Source organism: Lysinibacillus mangiferihumi, from assembly GCF_003049665.1.
GTDB lineage: Bacteria > Bacillota > Bacilli > Bacillales_A > Planococcaceae > Lysinibacillus > Lysinibacillus mangiferihumi.
The window spans coordinates 88,633-103,841 of sequence record NZ_PYWM01000008.1; the positions used below are offsets into that span (position 1 = coordinate 88,633).

General features: G+C 36.4%; 15 protein-coding genes, 1 pseudogene and 1 riboswitch. Of the genes and pseudogenes, 12 read left to right on the top strand and 4 right to left on the bottom strand.

Translation table 11 applies throughout. The annotated features are described in order from the left end of the window. The first annotated feature begins 429 nt into the window (after nucleotides 1–429). The 6 genes and pseudogenes from C9J37_RS09925 (at nucleotide 430) to C9J37_RS09950 (ending at nucleotide 4,758) form a co-directional block, all read left to right on the top strand. Complete coding sequence (locus C9J37_RS09925) at nucleotides 430–1,293, top strand: phosphotransferase family protein (protein ID WP_107895197.1); 864 nt, start codon at nucleotides 430–432, stop codon at nucleotides 1,291–1,293. 85 nt (nucleotides 1,294–1,378) lie between these two features. After that, nucleotides 1,379–2,173, top strand: a complete 795-nt coding sequence (locus C9J37_RS09930; RefSeq protein ID WP_107895198.1) for a GNAT family N-acetyltransferase — start codon at nucleotides 1,379–1,381, stop codon at nucleotides 2,171–2,173. 72 nt (nucleotides 2,174–2,245) lie between these two features. After that, on the top strand, nucleotides 2,246–2,686 hold the full coding sequence (locus C9J37_RS09935) for a cell wall hydrolase (protein ID WP_107895199.1): 441 nt from the start codon (nucleotides 2,246–2,248) through the stop codon (nucleotides 2,684–2,686). Between the two features lie 422 nt (nucleotides 2,687–3,108). Continuing rightward, nucleotides 3,109–3,912, top strand: a pseudogene (locus C9J37_RS09940) (PstS family phosphate ABC transporter substrate-binding protein); the annotation flags it as partial. Between the two features lie 32 nt (nucleotides 3,913–3,944). After that, a riboswitch (guanidine-I (ykkC/yxkD leader) is annotated at nucleotides 3,945–4,042 on the top strand. A gap of 60 nt (nucleotides 4,043–4,102) precedes the next feature. After that, complete coding sequence (locus C9J37_RS09945; protein WP_107895201.1) at nucleotides 4,103–4,444, top strand: DMT family transporter; 342 nt, start codon at nucleotides 4,103–4,105, stop codon at nucleotides 4,442–4,444. Further along, on the top strand, nucleotides 4,444–4,758 hold the full coding sequence (locus C9J37_RS09950; RefSeq protein ID WP_107895202.1) for a DMT family transporter: 315 nt from the start codon (nucleotides 4,444–4,446) through the stop codon (nucleotides 4,756–4,758). The genes C9J37_RS09945 and C9J37_RS09950 overlap by 1 nt, the downstream gene beginning before the upstream one ends. Nucleotides 4,759–4,896: 138 nt before the next feature. Here the strand turns inward: C9J37_RS09950 and C9J37_RS09955 are convergent, their stop codons facing one another. The 4 genes from C9J37_RS09955 to C9J37_RS09970 all read right to left on the bottom strand — a co-directional run bounded on the left by C9J37_RS09955 (nucleotide 4,897) and on the right by C9J37_RS09970 (nucleotide 8,793). Then, complete coding sequence (locus C9J37_RS09955) at nucleotides 4,897–5,769, bottom strand: glycine betaine ABC transporter substrate-binding protein (protein ID WP_107895203.1); 873 nt, start codon at nucleotides 5,767–5,769, stop codon at nucleotides 4,897–4,899. An 86-nt stretch (nucleotides 5,770–5,855) separates the two neighbouring features. Then, nucleotides 5,856–6,710 (bottom strand): ABC transporter permease, encoded by an 855-nt coding sequence (locus C9J37_RS09960; protein WP_024361426.1) that lies wholly within the window; start codon nucleotides 6,708–6,710, stop codon nucleotides 5,856–5,858. Continuing rightward, the gene (locus C9J37_RS09965; RefSeq protein ID WP_107895204.1) at nucleotides 6,703–7,902 is read right to left on the bottom strand and encodes a quaternary amine ABC transporter ATP-binding protein; all 1,200 of its coding nucleotides are present in this window, start codon (nucleotides 7,900–7,902) and stop codon (nucleotides 6,703–6,705) included. Before C9J37_RS09965 ends, C9J37_RS09960 begins: the two co-directional genes overlap by 8 nt. A 255-nt stretch (nucleotides 7,903–8,157) precedes the next feature. After that, nucleotides 8,158–8,793 carry a GntR family transcriptional regulator gene (locus C9J37_RS09970; protein WP_107895205.1) on the bottom strand — a complete coding sequence of 212 codons (636 nt, stop codon included), beginning with the start codon at nucleotides 8,791–8,793 and terminating at the stop codon, nucleotides 8,158–8,160. Between the two features lie 273 nt (nucleotides 8,794–9,066). Between C9J37_RS09970 and C9J37_RS09975 the strand changes: the two genes are divergently transcribed. From C9J37_RS09975 to C9J37_RS10000, 6 genes are all read left to right on the top strand, one after another. After that, a complete protein-coding gene (locus C9J37_RS09975; RefSeq protein ID WP_107895206.1) occupies nucleotides 9,067–9,798 on the top strand; it encodes a GTP cyclohydrolase II in 732 nt (243 codons plus the stop codon). Between the two features lie 15 nt (nucleotides 9,799–9,813). Then, a complete protein-coding gene (ribD, locus tag C9J37_RS09980) occupies nucleotides 9,814–10,923 on the top strand; it encodes a bifunctional diaminohydroxyphosphoribosylaminopyrimidine deaminase/5-amino-6-(5-phosphoribosylamino)uracil reductase RibD (protein WP_107895207.1) in 1,110 nt (369 codons plus the stop codon). Further along, nucleotides 10,920–12,005: an FAD-dependent monooxygenase gene (locus tag C9J37_RS09985; protein WP_107895208.1), complete on the top strand. Its 1,086-nt coding sequence runs from the start codon at nucleotides 10,920–10,922 to the stop codon at nucleotides 12,003–12,005. Before ribD ends, C9J37_RS09985 begins: the two co-directional genes overlap by 4 nt. Before the next feature lie 16 nt (nucleotides 12,006–12,021). Then, nucleotides 12,022–12,585 carry a 5' nucleotidase, NT5C type gene (locus C9J37_RS09990; RefSeq protein ID WP_107895209.1) on the top strand — a complete coding sequence of 188 codons (564 nt, stop codon included), beginning with the start codon at nucleotides 12,022–12,024 and terminating at the stop codon, nucleotides 12,583–12,585. A gap of 1,093 nt (nucleotides 12,586–13,678) precedes the next feature. Continuing rightward, a complete protein-coding gene (locus C9J37_RS09995) occupies nucleotides 13,679–14,527 on the top strand; it encodes an ABC transporter ATP-binding protein (protein WP_107895210.1) in 849 nt (282 codons plus the stop codon). A 3-nt stretch (nucleotides 14,528–14,530) separates the two neighbouring features. Next, nucleotides 14,531–15,187 (top strand): ABC-2 transporter permease, encoded by a 657-nt coding sequence (locus C9J37_RS10000; protein WP_107895211.1) that lies wholly within the window; start codon nucleotides 14,531–14,533, stop codon nucleotides 15,185–15,187. Nucleotides 15,188–15,209 lie beyond the last annotated feature (22 nt).

Here is a 15,209-nt window from a genome sequence, read left to right on the forward strand (position 1 = left end):
TACTAATGGCTGAGTTAGGTCTTTTATTAGGTAATTTTTGCCACTAAATTAATTTTATAGAATAGTTATTAATTCGTCAATAAGATGATTAAGAAAACAACAACTTCCTAAATAAATTTTTTTATTATAACAATAGATATAACGTTAGGCTCTTTGTACTGTAGGAGCATACAATTGTTTGTTTACGTACGTTAAAAATAATCAAGACATTTTTAGTTGAAATGCAATATGAAAATAAAGAAATTCCTTTAACTTAAAACTATTCTACGCAATGTTTTTTGTGTAGGAATATTGCAGTTTATGTTCTCATCTTTACGGCATTTGCATAATCATCAAATATTCTAGATAATAGAAAATGGTAAAAAGTTTCCATTGGTGCAAGTGGTGAACGATTCAACAATGAAATTTATAAAATGGAGGTCCATATAGATGGTAGATCGTGTTCTTAAACATTTTGGATTGGATACTGTATCAGTCAGTGAGGTGGAAGATTCCAATAGTTCAACAGTTGTTAAATGTGCACTACGTAATAAGGAAAATGTTTTTGTGAAGATACCTTTTTCAAAATTAAAATATCAACGTGAGTTAGAAGCGTATGAGCTATTAAAAGGAAGGGTAGCTATACCAGACATGCTGGATTGTTGGGCTGGTGATGAAGCCTGTACAGGAGCATTTTTATTATCCGAATTAAAAGGTAAACCGTTAACATTTGAAGCTCCACCAACAGTAGCTTATCAAGTAGGGATCTTGCACGCATCCATCCATTCCGTCCAACCTCCTGTTTTGCACAAATTAATCGGCATTGATAATGAGTTTGCTAGTTGGTCTAATTTTGTGGAACGCCAGTTTTATAGTTTTGCAGAAGATGTTAAAGATGTGGTAGATGTTTGTTTATACAATCAAGCCATGGCTCATTTTGAAAAAATGAAACAACAGCTCCCATCGCCTGATGGACCAAGTTTGATCCATATGGATTTTCGGCCAGCAAATATTATTGTGGATGCTAATAAAGTATTAGGTACAATCGATTTTGAATCTGTACGATTTGGTTCCACCGAAATAGATTTTACAAAGCTATATCGAGATTTTTTAAGTCGGGATATTACATTATTTCAAGCCTATCAAGAAGGATACAACAGTATTAGACCATTAATCGATTTAGACGTGGTATTGCCTTTTTATCGATTTACAGATGCTTTCAATAGTATCGGATGGTGTAAACGCCGTGGACTTGAGAAAAATGCTGTGTTTTTGGAACGGAATTTAGTTATTTTGGAAAAATTGCTAAAATAATGGGTAGTCACGTAAAATTACGGAACAAATATGTCCTATTCACTTTAGGACTTGAAATGAAGATAAAATAAAGAGGTATAGCCATATGATTATAGTATCAAAAGACCATTTTCAGTTGATTAAAACGAAACTTAGTGAAGCACCGACGTTTGTATTTAGCATATTGGATTCGATGATTAAAGGAACGGTTTATGCAGATGCTGTTGATTACAAAACATTGCTAATCGCAACGGATTCAGGATTATATTATGTTGCCGGTCAGGTATCAGATGAACGATTCCTTCAGCACCTCGTAAAAATTTTTGATGCATCTGTAGAGCAAGGAAAACGATTTACATTATTTTCTCCTAGTGCAGCGTGGGATCGTGTCATTGAAAAATATCTGAAGCAGCAAGTAGGCAAAATCCAGCGTTATGCTTTTTCATTTGACCTCCAGACGTATAAAAAAAGAAAAAGCAGTAATAAAAGTGAGTATGACGTAGCCAAAATTGGGCAGTTGGAGATCCAACATTGTTTGGAGTTTGACAACAGCTATTACGATACATATTGGGATTCAACGGATAATTTTATCCAAAATGGAATAGGTTTTTGTGTCAAGGATAATGAGCAAGTAATTAGCGCAAGCGTATCAATTTTTAAATCTACAAAATTTGCTGAAATAGATATTGTGACAGATTCCCATTATAGAGGAAAAGGATTAGCAAGTATCGTTGCGGAACAATTTATCGATGATTGCCTAGCCGCTCATATTCAACCTCGTTGGGACTGTGATATTGATAATCAAGCTTCAATTAATTTAGGGACTAAATTGGGTTTTATAAATCCGCGGCCATATAGCGTTTACTTTAAAATTAGACACGATGCTAATGGTCAGTCTTAAAAGTATTTTTCTTCGTCTGCATATGACACATTTATCGTATTGTAGTCATACACTAACTTTGGGGTGAATGAATTGCCAAGAGTAAAATATCGTGATGCAGACATTGACTTAATGGCGAGGATGATGAGAGCAGAAGCTGAAGGTGAAGGGAAACAAGGGATGTTGTATGTTGGCAATGTGATTGTCAATCGGCTAGTTTCCAATTGTTTAGACTTTAAAGATTTAAGATCAATTGAAGATGTTATTTATCAAGTCCAAGGCGGAAATTATTCATTTGAAGCAGTTCAAAAAGGAAACATGTTTTATCAAAGAGCAAGAGAAACGGAGAAAAGATTAGCTAAACAAAATTTGGATTATTGGCGAGTGCATCCAGGGAAATACGCCCTCTGGTACTTTAATCCGTACGCGCCGTGTCCACCAACATGGTACGGCCAACCATTTGCTGGACAGTTTAAAAAACATTGTTTTTATGAACCAGCACCTGACACATGTGATGGTGTTTATATTGGATAGGCTGTGCAGTTGATATAGTAACGATTAGAGGCTGGGACAAAAGAGAAAAAGTGTTAGATTGATGGCAGTCAATCTAACACTTTTTTGTTACGCCGTTATTGCCCGCGTCTTACGATGTGTGCGTTCTGAGCAGGAGTCACCGTCTCCGCTACCAACAACTAGTGAACCCTTCTAATTTTTTCTTTATTGCAAAAGCAAGAATAGCTAAGTGTGCTAGTTCTCCATATAGCAAAAATTTATGAACACCTTTGCTCTGTTCCTTAAATTTTTTTTGTTATGTTCCATCCTTTTTTATATGCTTCAATTTTTTATGGTCTATGTTAATGTTATATTTACCAATATTTTCATAACTAATGGTTGCATTTTAAAAGGAAATCTTATAAGGTAAATAGCAGTGGTATAAATTTACACTTTTAAGAATAAACGCGTCCTTACACTTGGAAGAGCCACTTCCACGTATAGATGGAGCAACGGCGATGTACCCGTTATATGCTGCCTTTGTAGAGGCGACCTATCCGAACAAAAGCTATCCATACTATGATAGCGAGGTGAAAGTAAGTCGAACGCCTGAAGCTTATCAAAATTTAATTGCTGGTGATGTAGATGTGATTTTTGCAGCAGCCCCATCAGATTCACAACTAAAAGTCGCGGAAATAAATGGGCTGACATTTGCTATGACCCCGATTGGGCGTGAGGCTTTTGTTTTTTTTGTGCATCATAAAAATCGCGTTGAAAATCTTTCACTTGAACAGCTGAAGCAAATTTATGCAGGTCAAATTACAAATTGGCACGAAGTTGGTGGCGATAATGACTCCATTCGCGCATTCCAACGACCAGCTGATAGTGGTAGTCAGACGACGTTAGAAAAAATTATGGGCGATACACCTATAATGGAAGCACCTGCAGAAAATGTAGCAACTGGCATGGGTGGCATAATCCATGAAGTTTCTCAATATCGCAATTATAAAAATGCAATTGGTTATACGTTTAGATATTACTCGACAGAAATGGTTGGGAATAATGAAATACAATTACTGTCCATTGATGGTATTGAGCCGACAAAGGAAAATATTCGCAATGGTACATATCCACTAATATCCGAATTTTACGCAGTAACTGCTGGGATGGATAACCCAAATGTTAAAAAGTTTATTGATTGGATTGTGTCGCCTGAAGGACAGGCATTAGTTGAAAAGGTTGGTTATGTGCCAGTTGAAAATGATTAGCTTATTGGCTATAATGATGGTAACAATTCGATATGATAGTTTTCTAGGGTTCCGTAGCGCTAGCTAGTCTGGTCCGAGAGAAAACCACAAAATATATTTTGTGACACGGAAGGATAAAAGCCTGGGAGATACTGTTGAAAAACAGTGTTTCTGTAGGCTTTTTTTATTTGTCGAAATGGAGGGATTTAAAATGAACAAACAATGGCTTAGTGTCTTTGTAGCGGCTTTTTTTGAAGTTGGCTGGGTTATTGGCTTAAAGCATGCTAATAGTACACTAGAATGGCTAGGAACAGCAATTGCTATTTTTATTAGTTTCTATTTATTAATTAAGGCTGGAGAGCGTTTACCTGTTGGCACGGTTTATGCAGTGTTTGTAGGTTTGGGGACGGCAGGTACGGTATGTGCCGATAGTCTGCTGTTTGGAGAGCCGTGGAAACTAGCAAAAATTTTGTGTATTGTCGTTTTACTCGCAGGTGTTGTAGGCTTGAAGCTTGTGACGGGTGAGCCAAAAGAGAAAGAGGTGAAGGGATAATGGCGTGGGTAGCATTAGTCATCGCTGGACTTTGTGAAATGATGGGTGTTTTTATGATTAGTAAGTACAATGAAGTGAAAAATATAAAAAACCTAGTCTTATTAATTGCCGTATTTACGGTTAGTTTTTTAGGGCTTGCCTATGCCATGGAAACCTTGCCGATGGGAACAGCCTATGCCATTTGGACGGGAATTGGGGCAGCAGGGGGAGCTATACTAGGCATGTTGTTTTTTAATGAATCGAAAGATTGGCGAAGAATCGTCTGTATTGTGCTCGTTTTAGGAGCTGCGATTTGTTTAAAATTGTTATCTTAAGTAGTGCCAGTCACCCAAACAATTTTAAACAATTTCATTGTAAAGTAAAAATCCACCTAGACTCTTGCTGGAATGTGCCAGCAGAGAGTAAGGTGGATTTTTTAGCCCTTAAAGGACTGTATGCAGCGTTCTTTTTCGTTATTTTTTTATATCTTTCGTCCATTCAGCAACTTTTTCTGGGTTATCTTTAATCCATTGTTTTGCTGCATCTTTTGGGTCATCGCCATTTAAAATATTTAGCATAACAGATTCTAAATCTTCTGATGTCCAGTGGAAGTTATCTAAAACAGTATAAACATCGGGGCGGTCTTCTTTTAAACCTTTGCGAACAAATGTATTAATCGTTTCTTCTCCGCCATAAACACCTTTTGGATCTTCTAAATACTTCAGATCATATTTGGCAAATTTCCAGTGAGGTGACCAACCTGTAACGATAATTTCTTCTTTATTTTTAATTGCTTTCGACAGTGCTGTTGTCATCGCTCCTGAAGATGAAGTTAAGAAGTTCCAATCAGAAAGATTATCATATTCTTCTAACGCTTTTTCAGTTGCTGCTGTAATTCCAGCACCTGGCTCGATGCCTGTAATTGTATGGTCTGCTTCATTTGTTAAATCTTCAATAGAATTAGCATCCATGTAACTTGGTACGACTAAACCAATTTTCGCACCTGCTAAGTTTTCGCCAAGTTCATCTAAGTCACTTTTATATTTTTCATATTGTGATCCATGTGTATGTGGTAACCATGCAGCGACCATGCCATCTGCTTCCCCTTTAGAAACAGCTTCCCACATAATAGCGTTATCAAGCGGAGTTAAAGTAACATCATACCCTAGGTCTTCTAAAACTTGACCGACAACGTTTGTCGAAGCGATTTCAGTATCCCATTCAACGTAGGCTAAATTAACATCTTTTGCATCTTCTTTTTTAGTGGAATCACCTTCGTTACAAGCGGCTAGTAAAAAGCTTAGCCCTAGAGCCATCCCTAATTTTGATAATGTTTTTAGTTTCATTCAAATCTTCCTTTCTTCTCTACGTATTTAGCATTTTAGTGACATAATGCGATTGTAACTTGCTGATGTAATGCTAAAATGCTCTATTACAGCTCTTTTTTTCGATTAAAGCTTTGAGTTAAGCGATCGATAATAATCGCGAAAATCACGAGCCCTAAACCAGCAACAAATCCATTACCGACTTGTGTACGTTGCAATGCTGTTAATACTTCACGACCAAGTCCTGGTGCCCCAATCATCGACGCGATAACAACCATTGATAGAGATAACATAACCGTTTGGTTAATACCGGCCATAATAGTTGATTTGGCAAGTGGGATTTCTACTTTAAATAATTTTTGTGCTGCGGTACTGCCGTATGAATCAGCGGCTTCTACTAATTCTTTTGGTACTTGTCTAATTCCTAAATTTGTCATACGTACAGTAGGGGGCAATGCAAAAATAACGGATGCAAATACACCAGGTACAATGCCAATGCCGAAAAAGGCAACTGCGGGGATTAAATATACGAAGCCAGGCATCGTTTGCATAAAGTCAAGAATTGGTTTAATAATATTTTCAGCAACGCTTGACTTGGACATTAAAATACCAAGAGGGATACCGATGATGATAGAAATGATACTAGAGAATAATACGAGCGTTGTCGTTTCCATCAAGTGATCCCATAAACCTTGATTGTAAATAAATAACAGACCTATTAGTGTAAAGCTTGCAAGCCCCAATTTTTTGCCTACAGCGAAAAATGCTAAAATAACGACAAGTAAAATAAGAATAATAGCGGGAATGCTAATTAATAAATCCGTGACCTGGTTCATGAGTAGTTTTCCGTATTTTTGTATCACATCGAAGAATGCTGAAAAATTACTCGTCAACCAGTCCATGGCTGATTCTACCCATGGGGCAAGTGGTAAGGTTGGAATATTGTCTAAAAAATTATTCATGTGTTACGTCCTCCTCAGTGCATGTTGAAAGTGCTTCGATAACCACGCCACGGATAAGAACACCAAGTAAACGTTCGTCTTTCACAACTGCAATAGGAGTAGGGGAGTTATGAATCATGCCTAAAATATCCTGTAAAAGCATATCTGGAGGAACGGTTAACATTTCGGATTGAACAATCGAATGTACTGTTTGTTCCTGTTTTTTAGCAGCCGCTAGTGCATCATCAGCAGTAATAAATCCTTTCAAATGTCTGTTTTTATCAACAGCAATTAGTAAACTAACAGCTTCTTGACGCATTCTTTTCAGTGCAACTGTAGGTCCATCAAGGTCAACGTTGACATATACTGGTCGAACCATTACGTTTTCAGCTGTTAATACTTTAGAGCGATCGACATCTTCAACAAATGTTTTTACATATTCATTTGCTGGATTCGTTAAAATTTCTTCACCAGTCCCAATTTGAATAATAGAACCGTCCTTCATTATGGCTATACGATCACCAATGCGTAGTGCCTCATTTAAATCATGAGTAATAAATAAAATTGTTTTTTTCAATGTTCGTTGTAAATCTAGTAATTCATCCTGCATTTCTTTCCGAATCAAAGGATCGAGAGCAGAAAATGCTTCATCCATTAATAAAATTTCTGGATCGTTTGCGAGTGCGCGTGCTAAGCCAACACGTTGTTGCATCCCGCCTGATAGTTGGTTTGGATACTGGTCTTTATAGGCAAGTAAGCCTGCGTTTGCTAAAGCTTGTTCTGCTTTAGCTTTGCGCTCTTCTTTAGAGATACCTCGTATTTCAAGACCATACTCGGTATTTTGTAGAAGTGTACGGTGAGGGAATAAACCGAAGTTTTGAAAAACCATACTCATTTTGCTTCTTCTAGCGGTTCGTAAGCTTTCTTTTCCCATTTTAGAAATATTTTCGCCATCAATATAAATATTGCCACTCGTTGGTTCGATAAGACGATTCAATAGTCGAATAAGTGTTGATTTCCCGCTACCAGACAAGCCCATAATGACGAAAATTTCTCCTTCATTGACGGTAAAACTAGCATCATAAACACCAACCGTTGCACCCGTTTCTTTTAAAATATCTGTCTTGCTTTTTTGTTGTTTGACGAGTTCTAAAGCTTGAGTAATATGCTTACCAAAAACTTTAGAAACATGTTCTACTTTTATTTTTTCCATAGAACCACTCCTTTCAAAAACTAATCCCACTTACAAATATACAGTGAGATACAACCTCAATTAGTAGAGGGAGAATGTAGTTACTTTAAAAACAAATCCGTGGCCGAATTGTTTTATTTTAAACTATTTGAGGATAATGAAAACCAAAAATGAACAAGTAACAACTTAACGTTAACAAAGAGTTGTTACTTTTGTCAAATCGATAAATGAGAAAAAATCCGCATAAACGCTGTTATATCAGCGCTTATGCGGATTTTAATTTGGATATAAAAAGCTCTGCACACGGCCTAGACTTTCATCATTGCCGATAAAGTAAATAATATCTCCTTCTTCAATTGAAGCGTATGGTCCCGGTGAAAGTAATAATTCATTGCCACGACGGATACCAACAATCGTGCTAGATGTATTTTGCCAAAAATTTAATTCTTGCAATGTTTGATGGATACATGGGCTATCAGCTGTCATTTCAATTTGATATGGAATAAAAGGATTAACGGAACGGAAATGTTCAGTGCGACTAATTAGTTGTTTTGTTTTTTCTTGTAAATGCAACAATTCCTGTTGTTGTTTTTGAATACTGATCAACAGCTCATTTTGTAGTTCATGAACAGATTGAACATCTTGGAACTGTCGGACAAAGCGTGCCGCCATTTCATACGATTTAATGATGACACCGCTACCTTTGGATGCTTCGACAATTTCTAAATCTTGCAACACGGCTATCGCTCTTCTTGCCGTTTCAGCCGATACATTGTATTGGCTAGCCAATGAAGATCTTGCGTAAATTTTATCGCCAATTTGATATTTTTTTTCTACAATTTTTGAAGCAAGGTCTACCGCTATTTGCTGGTATTTTGGTTGCTTTACTTGAACATTTTTTTCTAAGTTCATGCTTAAACTTCCTTTCGTCATAACAAACCTACCTTCGCTTATTATAGACTAGCCTGCACAGAAAAAATAGCACCTCCATAAGCTATTAGTATAGGTTCTAAGCATCATTTAACAGCTTTCTATTCAAATATGATATTTTAGTAGAAAAGAGCTGTTGTTTGACAGTTTTAAGTTATTATTATAAACTAAGTTACGTTAAGTAAGTTGAGTATAATGAAATGTTCAGTTAGTAAATATAACCTAAATGTTTAACATAGAAAGTTGGCGATAAATATGACAATTACTACTAAAGTAGTGGATATAGTGAAGGACAAAATGACAATTGTAAAGCATTCAGAAACTGAAAATATTTGTCTTGTAGGTCCCGTGAAATTACCTGTTAAGCAAGGTGAATTTTCAGCGACATTCCAATGGTATAACTGGTTAAAAATTGATAGTAATCTATCAAAAGAAGAAATAATTGATGGGCTAGCAACAGCAAATTTGGCATTTTCTCAGCAATCATCCGTACTTGTTTATGGGGATTTTGCAAATGAGGAAGATGTTTTAATTCGTATGCACAGCATATGTCATACAGGTGATATCTTTGGAAGCCAACGCTGTGACTGTGGCTACCAATTACATGAATCGATGAAAATGATTGTAGAGCATGGTTGCGGTGCGATTTTCTATTTAGCAGACCATGAAGGGCGTGGCATCGGATTATTTTCTAAATCGCTTGCTTATTTACTACAAGAAGAAGGTTTAGATACAGTAGAAGCGAATCATGCACTTGGCTTCCAAGATGATACGCGCTCTTATGAAGAGGCGATAACGGTTTTAACGGCTCTTCGTTCAAAACCTGTAACCCTAATTACGAACAATCCGAAAAAGCTAGCCGCTTTACAGATGCACGGTTTAACAGCAGATGGACATATCCCGTTATGGGGTGGGGTAACAGAGACAAACCGCTTTTATTTAGATACAAAAATAGAAAAATCTGGTCATATCCGTGACATGAAGTAAGTGGAGGGTGTAAAGATGACGACAGATGAAAAATATATGCAATTGGCATTAGATTTGGCGGCGAGTGCAAGAGGGAATACGAACCCAAATCCTCTTGTAGGTGCTGTTATTGTAAAAGATGGTGTTATTGTAGGAACTGGTTTGCATCGTAAAGCAGGGGAGCCTCATGCGGAAGTGCATGCCTTTCGTATGGCGGGAGAGCACGCTAAAGGAGCTACTCTTTATGTAACGCTTGAGCCATGCTCGCATTTTGGTAAAACGCCACCTTGTGCTAATTTAGTTAAAGAATCAGAAGTGAGTCGAGTTGTAGTAGCGATGCAGGATCCGAATCCAGCTGTAGCGGGCAAAGGTATACAATTGCTACGTGATGCAGGCATTGAGGTGGAGGTAGGTGTACTAGAAGAACAATCTCAACGTTTAAACGAACGTTTTATACACAATATGCTTACTAAACGTCCATTCGTTATTTCAAAATATGCTATGACGTTAGATGGCAAAATTGCAGCGCATACGGGGCATTCCAAATGGGTAACAGGTGCAGAAGCTCGGGAAGATGTGCACCATATTCGTCATGAAGTAGATGCAATATTAGTCGGCGTTGGAACAGTGATTGCTGATAATCCATCTTTAACGACGAGATTAAACAATCGACAGGGCAAAAATCCTATACGTATTATTATGGATAGCTCGCTTCGTACACCAGCACATGCAAATGTATTAAATGTAGAAGAAGCGCAAACGATTATTGTCTGCAGTGAGGAAGTCAAACAAGAGCAAATTAGCGCTTTTGAGGCAAAAGGTGTCACGGTCCTCCCTGTCCGAAGAGATAGTGAAGGATTGCATATTGATGATATGTTAGAGAAACTTTATGTACTTGGTATTACAGATATTTTAGTGGAGGGTGGTAGCGTAATTAATGCCTCATTTTTACAAAGTGCTGCCATCGATAAATATGTCATCTATGTAGCGCCTAAAGTTTTAGGTGGTCGTCTATCATTAACACCAATCGCTGGTTACAATGCAGCAACGATGGATGAAGCATGGGATGTTGAATTTGATTCATTTAAAAAGTTAGGGCAAGATTTACGCATTATTGCTTATCCGAAAAAAGGTGAAGGAAAGTGAATTATCATGCGGATGTTTGTATTGTCGGAGCTGGACCAGCTGGTGCACTGCTTGCGCATTTGCTAGTTAAAAAGGGTCTATCCGTCATACTATTGGAACAAAACGCAACACTCGGGCAGGCATTTCGTGGTGAGCATTTAAACGAAGAAGGTGAGGCGGTTCTCAAAAAGCATTTTCTTTTTGAAGCGGTTGAAGCACTTGGTTTATTACGAATGGAAAAATTAGAATATTATGCGAAGGGCGAAGTCATTAAAACGATTGTTCCAGATGCCATTATAGGGCATTTAGGTATTCATGTGCCTCAAGCTCATTTGCTGAAGGGAATACTTCAACAAACAGTACACTTTCAAAACTTTAAGTGTTTCTTGCATACTAAAGTTACAACACTTTTGATGGATACTTCAGGGCGATATATCGGTGTTGTGGCTAGGAAAGACGATGAAACAATTGAAATCAAAAGTCAGCTTATTATAGGAGCGGATGGTCGATACTCGACTATTCGAAAGCGAGCACATATTGCCAGCCAGAAACAGAAACATGGTTTTGATTTACTGTGGGCGAAAATTCCAGCACCTCAAGATTGGGAGCCAGCTATTAAAATGGCATTAATTGATGAAAAACAATTGTCGCTATTCTCCCAGACTGGGGGCTTTATTCAAATTGGTTGGAATATTGAACAAGGAAATTTTGCGCAGCTGAGAAAGCAGCCATTTACACCGTTTGTTCACAAGCTAATTGAGGCCTTTCCACAGCTAGATGATATTGTTACACACCATATTCAATCATGGCAGGACTTTGTGTTACTCGATGTATTTAGTAGTCATTGCGATTGTTGGGGTACAGCAGGACTTGTGCTGTTAGGTGATGCTGTTCATACCATGACACCTACTGGCGCATTCGGCTTAAATAGCGCGCTAAAAGATGCAGATTGTCTTGCATCCTTACTAAACAAAGAGACAATTAGTCAATTTAATGTGCAAGATTTTCAACAAATGCGAGCACAGGCGATTGAAGAAGTATTAGCGCAGCAAATTGAAAAAGAACAGACTTTTGCCTTTCACTTCATCGATAGGGCATCTTGAGGGGAAGAAAACATAGATGAAATTCGGTTTTGATATAGATGACACATTGATCAATTTACGGGCACATGCCTTCTCACTTTATAATAAAAAACTAGGTAAAGATATCACACTGGAAGCCTTTCATGCTTTAGAAAGAGTAGAGATTCATGAGCCCTTTGGCTTAACAGATGCAGAAGGCGCCGCAATGTGGAATAGTTCTTTAGAGGAAATATACTTTACGGATTGTCCAATTTTTGAAATGGCTCTTGAAACGCTACAAACATTACATCAAGAGGGGCATGAAATTTATTATATTACGTCACGTCCGAAGCAATATTGTCAGCAAACGCAACAATGGATGAAGGCTCAAGGTTTTCCTGTGAAAGAGGGGCATTTCTATTGTGGTATGCAAGACGCGGAGAAAGTAAACATTATTAAAAAACTTGTATTAGATGTTTATGTAGATGATAAACCGGCTGTATTAGAAACACTACAAGACATCCACACAAAAGTGATATTAAAAAACCAATCTTACAACCAGTATGTGAATTTACCTCGAATGCATCATTGGCATGAGTTTTTAAGCAAAATGAATGATTAAAAGGAATGGTATAACGGGTTTCGTTGTACCATTCCTTTTTGTTTTAGTTAAATTAAGTGAAGTTAACCAATACAAGAAATCCTTGTAAGCTCTTTGTGGGTATCATTTTATTGTAGAGATTTTTGAATTGGAAGAAAGATTTATTGTTTATTGTCTTATATAGGTGATAAAGATAAACTAGCCAAAATAGTTAGATGGTTTTATCTTACTTACATTAAAGATATCATTTTACTCCATATAGGATGTTTTTGACGTTCAATCATTTGTCATTTCCAATTTAGAGATGTTAATTCTAACTAATTATTCAGCTAAGGAGAGCAAAAATTTCATATCAACCGACAGAAAAATTGACGGTTACCGTCAAAAAATTGTCGGTTGATATGATGGTTATGGCAATGATAAACTTATAATTACATTTAATAGTAAGCGGTCTATAGCAAGTTTTCTAGTAGAGTGATACGCGTAGAATAGCTATATTTCTTTAGCTGTGAAAAATTAAACTTGAGCGCTTAGGAATAAATTATCGAACTAAAATGACGGACTTGAATACGGTGATTCTGTTCTAGAAATCGGGTACAAAACGATTATTCCGTTACATTCAGAAGTCGATTCTCCTACATAATATAAACATCCACGCAATGAAACAAATCGAATGAGATTCGACACCCATGGCATTTTTGCAAAACACTTCTAGGCAGAATAAAGGGCAAAATATTTTCCAAACAGGAGGAAACATCAAGGTCATTTATTCCATGAAATGATACTTCAATTTCCTCTTACATAAGCTGACCCCTTTTTAGCAAATACAATAATACTATTCGCACCGTCAACTCCTTCCGAAAACAAACGCCAATCATGCAATAAAAATTCACTGAAAAAATTTTATACGATTCAAGTAACAATGATGTTAACGATGTTTAGAGGTAACAGTACAATACTTAATCTTAATTTCTATTTGATAGGGTAATATAGCGTATTAAATGACGATTTTTTTGAAAACTTAAACAATATTATAATCAAATGTTCTAACAAGTTAGAAACGGCCAAAACCGTTGATATATTAATTTTAATATTGATAGAGGAGGATGAAATAATGTCAAATCTTTTAGAAATTAAAAATCTTAGAAAATCGTATGGTGACAAAGTGGTCTTACAGGATGTTTCATTTAATGTACCATCAGGAGCAATTGTTGGGTTTATCGGTAATAACGGGGCAGGTAAATCGACAACATTTAAAGCAGTATTGGAATTGATTCATAAAGAGAGCGGTACAGTGAAACTATTTGGTAAAGAAAATCTAAATAAAGAAGTCAAACTTAAAGAAAAAATAGGCGTAGTATTTGATGCTATCAATCTGCCATCTAACCTTACAATAAAGCAATTAGGAAAAGTGTTTGTCAAAGTGTTTGATTCTTGGGATCAAAATGAATTTGAGCGCTTAGTAGATATTTTTGCTTTACCTAGAAATAAAAAAGTCGGTTCATTCTCACGTGGGATGTCGATGAAAATATCTATAGCTGTTGCATTATCACATAATGCACAATTGTTAATCCTAGATGAAGCAACAGGCGGTCTAGATCCTTCTTCAAGAGAAATGGTATTAGATGAATTGGGAAATTTTGTAAAAAAAGATGGTTGTGGGATAGTGCTTTCATCTCACATTATGAGTGATATCGAGAGGATAGCGACCCATTTGGTCATTATAAATGAGGGTAAAATTACATTAAATGAAGAAAAAGACAAAGTGTTTGAAAAATATGCTTTTGTAGATCTGGATAATGACCAGCTCACACTACTGAATCAAGATATCATTATTGCCCAAAGAAAACATGGTGCATTATTTACTGTACTTGTATCAGATAAAGAAAAATTGCCAAGTGGAATAGTAGCTCAAACAATTACAATGGAAGAAATTAGTGTTTTTTTGACAGGAAGTGAGTAATGAATGAAAGGTTTAATCTATACAAACTTTAGTTTAATTCGTAAAGTCATTTTGGTGTATATGTTAATAGGAATAGGAATAGCTGTGGTGATGCTTAACGTTATAGGCAGTGAAGCGCTATCTTTGTCTATGGTGATGGTATGTATAGTGATTATAACACCTGTATGGGAAGCTATAAAAGTTGAGGCACTATCTGGTTATAATAAGTATGTGCTTACTTTGCCAGTTACTAGGAGGACTGTTATACAAAGTTACTATGTTTTCTTTTTTTTAATTGTGATGATAGGCATAATACTTTTTGTTAGTGTCCTTTATGTCCATGGGCTCTTTTCGATGATATCAATCGATTTTAGCCTATATCGGTCTATCACTTTGGCAATTCTAGCAATGTTAACGATGGGAGGCATCATATTTCCATTGATTTTTATGCTGGGGGAAGAGAAGTCTGATTTTATTCTATTTCTAAGCCTTGGATTTATGGCCTTAATAGTAAATTTAGTTCGAGTAGGGGTTGAGCATTTTATAGAGCAACCACCACTGTTAAAGTTTAATCTCGATTTATTAATCCATGTTCCGTTTATATATATTCTAATAAGTATTTTAATCTTTCTACTATCGTATGTTACTTCTCTAGCTATCTATCGTAAAAAAGAATTTTAATATATTTTTATAATAGAATAGA

Bases quoted from the DNA above. Each gene is read 5' to 3' on its own strand.
- C9J37_RS09925 (WP_107895197.1), top strand. From the start codon at position 430: ATGGTAGATCGTGTTCTTAAACATTTTGGATTGGATACTGTATCAGTC.
- C9J37_RS09930 (WP_107895198.1), top strand. From the start codon at position 1,379: ATGATTATAGTATCAAAAGACCATTTTCAGTTGATTAAAACGAAACTT.
- C9J37_RS09945 (WP_107895201.1), top strand. From the start codon at position 4,103: ATGAACAAACAATGGCTTAGTGTCTTTGTAGCGGCTTTTTTTGAAGTT.
- C9J37_RS09950 (WP_107895202.1), top strand. From the start codon at position 4,444: ATGGCGTGGGTAGCATTAGTCATCGCTGGACTTTGTGAAATGATGGGT.
- C9J37_RS09955 (WP_107895203.1), bottom strand. From the start codon at position 5,769: ATGAAACTAAAAACATTATCAAAATTAGGGATGGCTCTAGGGCTAAGC.
- C9J37_RS09960 (WP_024361426.1), bottom strand. From the start codon at position 6,710: ATGAATAATTTTTTAGACAATATTCCAACCTTACCACTTGCCCCATGG.
- C9J37_RS09965 (WP_107895204.1), bottom strand. From the start codon at position 7,902: ATGGAAAAAATAAAAGTAGAACATGTTTCTAAAGTTTTTGGTAAGCAT.
- C9J37_RS09970 (WP_107895205.1), bottom strand. From the start codon at position 8,793: ATGAACTTAGAAAAAAATGTTCAAGTAAAGCAACCAAAATACCAGCAA.
- C9J37_RS09975 (WP_107895206.1), top strand. From the start codon at position 9,067: ATGACAATTACTACTAAAGTAGTGGATATAGTGAAGGACAAAATGACA.
- ribD (WP_107895207.1), top strand. From the start codon at position 9,814: ATGACGACAGATGAAAAATATATGCAATTGGCATTAGATTTGGCGGCG.
- C9J37_RS09990 (WP_107895209.1), top strand. From the start codon at position 12,022: ATGAAATTCGGTTTTGATATAGATGACACATTGATCAATTTACGGGCA.
- C9J37_RS09995 (WP_107895210.1), top strand. From the start codon at position 13,679: ATGTCAAATCTTTTAGAAATTAAAAATCTTAGAAAATCGTATGGTGAC.
- C9J37_RS10000 (WP_107895211.1), top strand. From the start codon at position 14,531: ATGAAAGGTTTAATCTATACAAACTTTAGTTTAATTCGTAAAGTCATT.